General features: G+C 66.6%; 3 protein-coding genes. 2 read left to right on the forward strand and 1 reads right to left on the reverse strand.

Features of this window, described 5'->3' with window-relative positions; all coding sequences use genetic code 11:
- The first annotated feature begins 137 nt into the window (after positions 1-137).
- Positions 138-3329, forward strand: coding sequence for an efflux RND transporter permease subunit (locus V6M50_RS17035; protein ID WP_332819774.1), 3192 nt, complete (start codon positions 138-140; stop codon positions 3327-3329).
- An 11-nt stretch (positions 3330-3340) separates the two neighbouring features.
- A complete protein-coding gene (locus tag V6M50_RS17040) occupies positions 3341-4750 on the forward strand; it encodes a TolC family protein (protein WP_332819775.1) in 1410 nt (469 codons plus the stop codon).
- A gap of 192 nt (positions 4751-4942) precedes the next feature.
- On the opposite strand, the gene V6M50_RS17045 is transcribed toward V6M50_RS17040, so the two are convergent.
- Positions 4943-6451, reverse strand: a complete 1509-nt coding sequence (locus V6M50_RS17045) for an MFS transporter (protein WP_332819776.1) — start codon at positions 6449-6451, stop codon at positions 4943-4945.
- Positions 6452-6686: the final 235 nt, after the last annotated feature.

Below are 6686 nucleotides of genomic sequence, written 5' to 3' on the forward strand. Positions count from 1 at the left end.
GCGGGAGGGGTCGGGGGAGGGACCGTGGCGTTTCATCGCCCTCCCCGCTGCGACTAGCGAGCAAAGCTCGCAGTCTCGCTGCCCCTCCTGCAAGCGGGAGGGGATGACCGGACCAATTTCCAGACAGGGGCTCTCCCATGCGCCTATCCCGCTTCTTCATCGACCGGCCGATCTTCGCCGCCGTGCTCGCTGTCATCATCACCATCGTCGGCGCGGTCGCCTATATCGGCCTGCCCGTCTCGCAATATCCCGACATCGTCCCGCCGACGGTGACCGTGACCGCGACCTATCCGGGCGCGTCGGCCGAAACCGTCGCCGACACGGTGGCGGCGCCGATCGAGCAGGAAATCAACGGCGTCGACAATATGCTCTATATGAGCAGCCAGTCGACCGGCGACGGCGTCGTCACGATCACCGTGACCTTCAAGATCGGCACCGACCTCGATGCCGCGCAGGTCCTGGTGCAGAACCGCGTCGCGATCGCGACCCCGCGCCTGCCCGAAACGGTGCAGCGCCTCGGCGTCGTGACGCGCAAGACGTCGCCCGACTTCCTGATGGTCGTGAACCTCGTCTCGCCCGACAAGTCGCTCGATCGCGCCTATATCTCCAACTATGCGCTGACCCAGCTTCGCGATCGCCTGTCGCGCATCGACGGCGTCGGCGACGTGCGGCTGTTCGGCGCGCGCGACTATGCGATGCGCGTGTGGATCGATCCCGGCCGCGCCGCCGCGCTCGACCTGACCGCGGGCGAGATCGTCGCCGCATTGCGCCGCGAAAATGTGCAGGTCGCGGCGGGTACGCTCGGGCAACCTCCCTACGCGAACGGCAGCGATTTTCAGCTCAGCGTCGAGACGCAGGGCCGCCTGACCGATCCCAAGGATTTCGCCAATATCGTCATCCGCAGCGATGCCGACGGGCGGCAGGTCCGCGTGTCGGACGTCGCGCGCGTCGAGCTTGGTGCGTCGGATTACAACAGCAACACCTACCTCTCGGGTGACCCGACCGTCATCATGGCGGTGTTCCAGCGCCCCGGTTCGAACGCGCTTGCCGCGGCCGAGGCGGTCGAGGCCGAAATGGCGTCCTCGTCGAAGAATTTCCCCAAGGGCCTCGAATATCGCGTCATCTATAACCCCACCGAATTCATCGCCCAGTCGATCGACGCGGTGATGGAAACCTTGCTCGAAGCCGTGATCCTCGTTGTCATCGTCATCCTCGTCTTCCTGCAGAAATGGCGCGCCGCGATCATCCCGGTGCTGGCGATCCCGGTGTCGCTGATCGGCACCTTCGTGGTACTCGCGGCCTTCGGCTACAGCCTCAACAACCTGTCGCTGTTCGGGCTCGTGCTCGCGATCGGTATCGTCGTCGATGACGCGATCGTCGTCGTCGAAAATGTCGAACGCAATCTCGAGAAGGGGATGAGCGCGCTCGAAGCCGCGCGCACGTCGATGGACGAAGTGTCGGGCGCTCTCGTCGCGATCGTTCTCGTGCTCTGCGCGGTGTTCGTGCCGACCCTGTTCCTCACCGGCCTGTCGGGCGCCTTCTACCAGCAGTTCGCGGTCACCATCTCGACCGCGACGATCATCTCGCTCGTCCTGTCGCTCACCCTGTCGCCCGCGCTCGCGGCGATCCTGCTCAAGCCGCACGCCCCCGCGCAGGCTGACGGATGGCTGATGGCGCGTATCCACCGTGCCGGCGAACGCTTCAACGAGGGCTTCGAGAAGCTGAGCAACGGCTATGCGCGGCTCACCGACCGGCTGGTGCGTGCACCGAAAAAGATGATGGTCACCTATGCCGGGCTGATCGCCGCGACCGCGGGGCTGTTCTGGGCGACGCCGACGGGCTTCATCCCCGCGCAGGACCAGGGCTATTTCCTCGTCGTCGCCAAGCTGCCCTCGGGCGCCTCGGTCGAACGCACCGATGCGGTGCTGAAGAAGGTTGCGGCGCGTGTGCTGCCGATCGAGGGCGTCCTCGGTTCGGTCATGCTCGCGGGCTTCGACGGCCCGTCGCAGACGCTCGCGCCGAATTCGGCCGCTGCCTATTTCCCGCTCAAATCCTTCGAGGAGCGGGGGAAACTCGGCGTCAAGTTCGACGACATCATGAACCAGGCGCGCGCGAACACGGCGGACATCACCGAGGCGCAGATTGTCATCATCCCGCCGCCGCTGATCCAGGGCATCGGCTCGGCGGGCGGGTACCGGATGATCGTGCAGGATCGCGGCGGGAATGGTTATGCCGCGCTCGCGAACGAGACGAACAACCTGATCGGCAAGGCGAACCAGACCCCGGGGCTCGCGAACGTCTTCACCTTCTTCGATCCGTCGAACCCGCGCGTCTATGCCGACATCGACCGCGCGAAGGCGAATATGCTCGGCGTGCCGCCCGAACGCGTGTTCGAAGCGTTGCAGGTCTATCTGGGTTCGGCGTTCGTCAACGACTTCAACCTGCTCGGCCGCACCTATCGCGTCACCGCGCAGGCCGATGCGCCTTATCGCCAGACCGTCGCCGACATTGCGAACCTCCAGACGCGGTCGAATAGCGGCGCGATGGTGCCGATCGGTTCGGTCGCCAATTTCGAGGACCGCACGGGGCCGTACCGCGTGACGCGCTACAACCTGTTCCCCGCGGTCGAGATCGACGGCGACACCGCCCCCGGCGCCTCCTCGGGCGCGGCGTTGACGACGATGGAAAAGCTCGCGTCGGAATCGCTGCCCGCGGGGTACGGCACCGAATGGACCGGTATCGCCTTCCAGCAGAAGGCGGCGGCGAACACCGCGGGCATCGTCTTCGCGCTCGCAGTGGTCTTCGTCTTCCTCGTGCTTGCGGCGCAATATGAAAGCCTGATGCTGCCATTGGCGATCATCTTCATCGTGCCGATGTGCCTGCTCGCGGCGATGGTCGGCGTGAACCTGCGCGGCATGGATAACAATGTGCTGACGCAGATCGGGCTCGTCGTGCTCATCGCGCTGGCGGCGAAAAATGCGATCCTGATCGTCGAATTCGCCAAGCAGGCCGAGGAACAGGATGGTCTGTCGCCGGTCGAAGCCGCGGTGCGCGCCGCGCGCGACCGTCTGCGCCCGATCCTGATGACCAGCTTCGCCTTCATCCTCGGCGCTGTGCCGCTGTTGATCGCAAGCGGGGCAGGGGCGGAACTGCGCCAGGCGCTCGGCACCGCGGTCTTCTTCGGCATGCTCGGCGTGACGGCGTTCGGCCTCATCTTCACCCCGACCTTCTACGTCGTCGCACGCTCGCTCAGCATATGGTCGGCTGAGCGACGCGCGCGGCGCGGGTCGGACGACCACGGGACCGCATTGCCGGTTCCGGCGGAATAAGGAATAAGACCATGATCCTCCGCAACATCCTCACCGCCGCCTCCGCCTTGGCGCTCGCCGCCTGCGCCGTCGGCCCCAACTATGCCGAGCCCAAATCGGCGTCGGCGCCCGTCGCGACCGGTCCGTTCATTTCGGCGAACAGCCCCGCAGTGTCGCTCGCGCCGGTCGCGGCCGATTGGTGGCGGCTCTATGACGATCCCGTTCTCGACGGACTCGTCGGCGATGCGCTTGCCAACAACACCGACGTCCGTGTCGCGGTCGCAAACATCGCCCGCGCCCGCGCGTCGCTTCGTGGCGCACGCGCCGACCGCCTGCCGCAGGGCGAGATCGGCGCCGGCGCCAATTACGGCCGCAGCCCCGAAGGCCAGCGCCTGCCTGGTGCCGACCGCGAGGACTGGGCCGTCGATGTCGGGCTGAACGTCTCATACGAGGTCGACCTGTTCGGCCGCGTCAGCCGTTCGATCGAGGCCGCACGCGGCGATACCGCCGCCGCCGAAGCCAATGCCGATGCGGTGCGCGTGATCGTCGCCGCCGACACGACGCAGGCCTATGCCGATGCCGCATCGGGCGCCGCGCGCCTCGACGTCGCGCGGCGCATCGTCGGGCTGCTCGACCAGCAGGTGAAGCTCACCGAACGCCGCAAGGAGGTCGGGATGGCGACGGGGCTCGACCTTGCGCGCATCGCGACGCTGCGCGACCAGCGGTCGGCCGACATCCCGGCGATCGATGCCGACCGCCAGGCGGCGCTTTTCCGCCTCGCGACGCTGACCGGCCGTGCGCCCGCCGCGCTGCCGACGATCGCCGCCGATCGCAATATCAGCCTCGAGATCACCGATCCCATCCCGGTCGGTGACGGGGCGGCGCTGTTGAAGCGTCGCCCCGACATTCGCGCCGCCGAACGCCGCCTTGCGGCCGATACGGCGCGGATCGGCGTCGCGACTGCCGACCTTTATCCGCGCATAACGCTCGGCGGCTCGGCCGGATCGACCGGATCGGGCTTTGGCGATGTGTTCGGCGGCGGGCCGATCCGCTGGCTGCTCGGGCCGCTCCTCAACTGGGCCTTCCCCAATCAGGAACCCGCGCGGGCGCGGATCGCGGCGGCGGAGGCCGATACGCAGGCGTCGCTCGCCGAATTCGACGGCACGGTGCTGCGCGCGCTCGAGGAAACCGAAACCGCGCTTTCGTCCTATGCGCGCTCGCTCGAACAGCGGCAGGCGCTGCGCGCGGCGCGCGACCAGGCCGAGCGCGCGGCGCGCATCGTGCGTGCCAAGCGGCAGGAAGGCGCATCGGATTCGCTCGAATGGCTCGACGCCGAACGGACGTTCGCTGAAACCGAGGCGGTACTCGCCGCACAGGACGGCCAGATTTCGCGCCGCCAGATCGCGCTGTTCCGCGCGCTCGCGGGCGGCTGGTCGAGCTAGGGCCGGTCCGGCCTTCCCCCTGATGGGGGAAGGATATGAAACCTTGTCGCGTAGCGACTAGGCGGAGTTGGATGGGGGTGATGGTGCGTCCTTGCGCCGCCGTTTCAGGCCGAAACCGCACCCCACCGCTGCGACTAGCCAGCAAGCTGGCAAGTCTCGCTGCCTCCCCCATCAAGGGGGAGGGCTTTGAATCTAGCCGGTGGGCTCCTGTTGCCGCTCCGGGATCAACGGCACGACGCGCAGCATCGCGAGCGCGGCGAGGAGCAAGGTCGCGGCGGCGAAGGCCATCGTATAGATCGGCTCGCCGGGGAAGAAGGCTGTCATGATCGACCCCATGACGGTCGCCACCAACAGCTGCGGCACAACGACGAAGATGTTGAACAGCCCCATATAGATGCCGAGCTTCGCCTGCGGCAGGCTCGAGGCGAGCATCGCATAGGGCATGGCGAGCACCGAGGCCCAGAAGATACCGATGAAGATCTCGCTCGCGATCAGGTGGGTCGGATCGCGGAGGATGAAGAAGCTGCCGTAACCGATCGCGCCGCAGACGAGCCCGACGATATGCGTGCGCGCTTGCCCGATCCGCGCCGAAAGCCACGGTAGCAGCGTCAGCGCCGCGATGGCCGCGACGCCGTTATAGATGGCAAACAGCTCGCCGACCCAGTTCGCTCCCGCCTGATAGGCGGCCGACGCCGCATCGGTGGCGCCATAATGATATTGGGTGACCACCGGCGTCGTGTTGATCCACATGATAAACAGCGCCGACCAGCTGAAGAATTGCACCAGCGCCAGCCGTTTCATCAGCAGCGGCATGCCGGCGAAGTCGCCGACGATGCTGGACAGCATGTTCTTGTCGTTCCCTCCGCGGGCTAGCGCGATGGCGAGCATGCTCGCGACGCCATAGCCGATCAGCAACGCGCCGAGCAGCAGCACCTCGCGCAATAGTGCGAACTCGATCTGGATCAGGAGGACGGCGATGCCGGCGGCGATCCAGACGAGGCTGTTCTTATAAGCGTGCGAGGCGAGCGCGCGGATCGCGGGCGTTTCGGCCGTGCTCTCTTCGTACGTCGCCATCTGGGCGGGATCATATTCGCGCGTCGTGACGACGGTCCACAGCACCGACAGGAACAGTGCGAGGCCGCCGAACCAGAAAGCATATTTGACGGTGTCGGGAATCTGCCCCGGCGGCGCGACATTGGCGACGCCCATTGCCTCCATCAGCGTCGGGAACAGCGACCCGACGACCGCACCGGCACCGATGAACGCGGTCTGCACCGCATAGCCGGCGCTGTGCTGGTCGCGCCGCAGCATGTCGCCGACGAAGGCGCGAAACGGCTCCATCGAGATGTTGAGCGAGGCGTCGAGGATCCACAGCATCATCGCCGCGAACCAGATTGCCGGGCTTTCGGGCATCACGAACAGCGCGATCGCGGCGAGGACAGCGCCGGCGAGGAAATAAGGACGGCGGCGCCCCAGGCGGCCGAGCCAGGTGCGGTCGCTCATATGGCCGATGATCGGCTGCACGAGCAGCCCGGTCAGCGGCGCCGCGACCCAGAGGCCGGGGAGTTTCTCGATATCTTCGCCCAGCGACTGGAAGATGCGGCTCATATTCGCATTCTGCAGTGCGAAGCCGATCTGGATGCCGAAAAAGCCGAAGCTGATATTCCACAGGCCGGCAAAACCCTGCCGCGGCTTGTCCATCACGCATCTCCCCATCGGGCCGCCGTGCGCGGCTCTCGTCGGGGACGGGTGTTGCAGTGTGGGCGGGGCAGGGCAAGCACCGGGAGGCTACGTATACGAATACTTGGAGAGCCGGCTAACGACCGGTTGCAGTCATCCAACTTCTCGTCACCCCGGGCTTGACCCGGGGCCTGCCTTGTCTTTTCTCGGTTGGGAAGAAGGAAGGCGGGTCCCGGGTCAAGCCCGGGATGACGAA

It is taken from the genome of Sphingopyxis sp., assembly GCF_036675685.1.
Lineage (GTDB): Bacteria > Pseudomonadota > Alphaproteobacteria > Sphingomonadales > Sphingomonadaceae > Sphingopyxis.

Bases quoted from the DNA above. Each gene is read 5' to 3' on its own strand.
- V6M50_RS17035 (WP_332819774.1), top strand. From the start codon at position 138: ATGCGCCTATCCCGCTTCTTCATCGACCGGCCGATCTTCGCCGCCGTG.
- V6M50_RS17040 (WP_332819775.1), top strand. From the start codon at position 3,341: ATGATCCTCCGCAACATCCTCACCGCCGCCTCCGCCTTGGCGCTCGCC.
- V6M50_RS17045 (WP_332819776.1), bottom strand. From the start codon at position 6,451: ATGGACAAGCCGCGGCAGGGTTTTGCCGGCCTGTGGAATATCAGCTTC.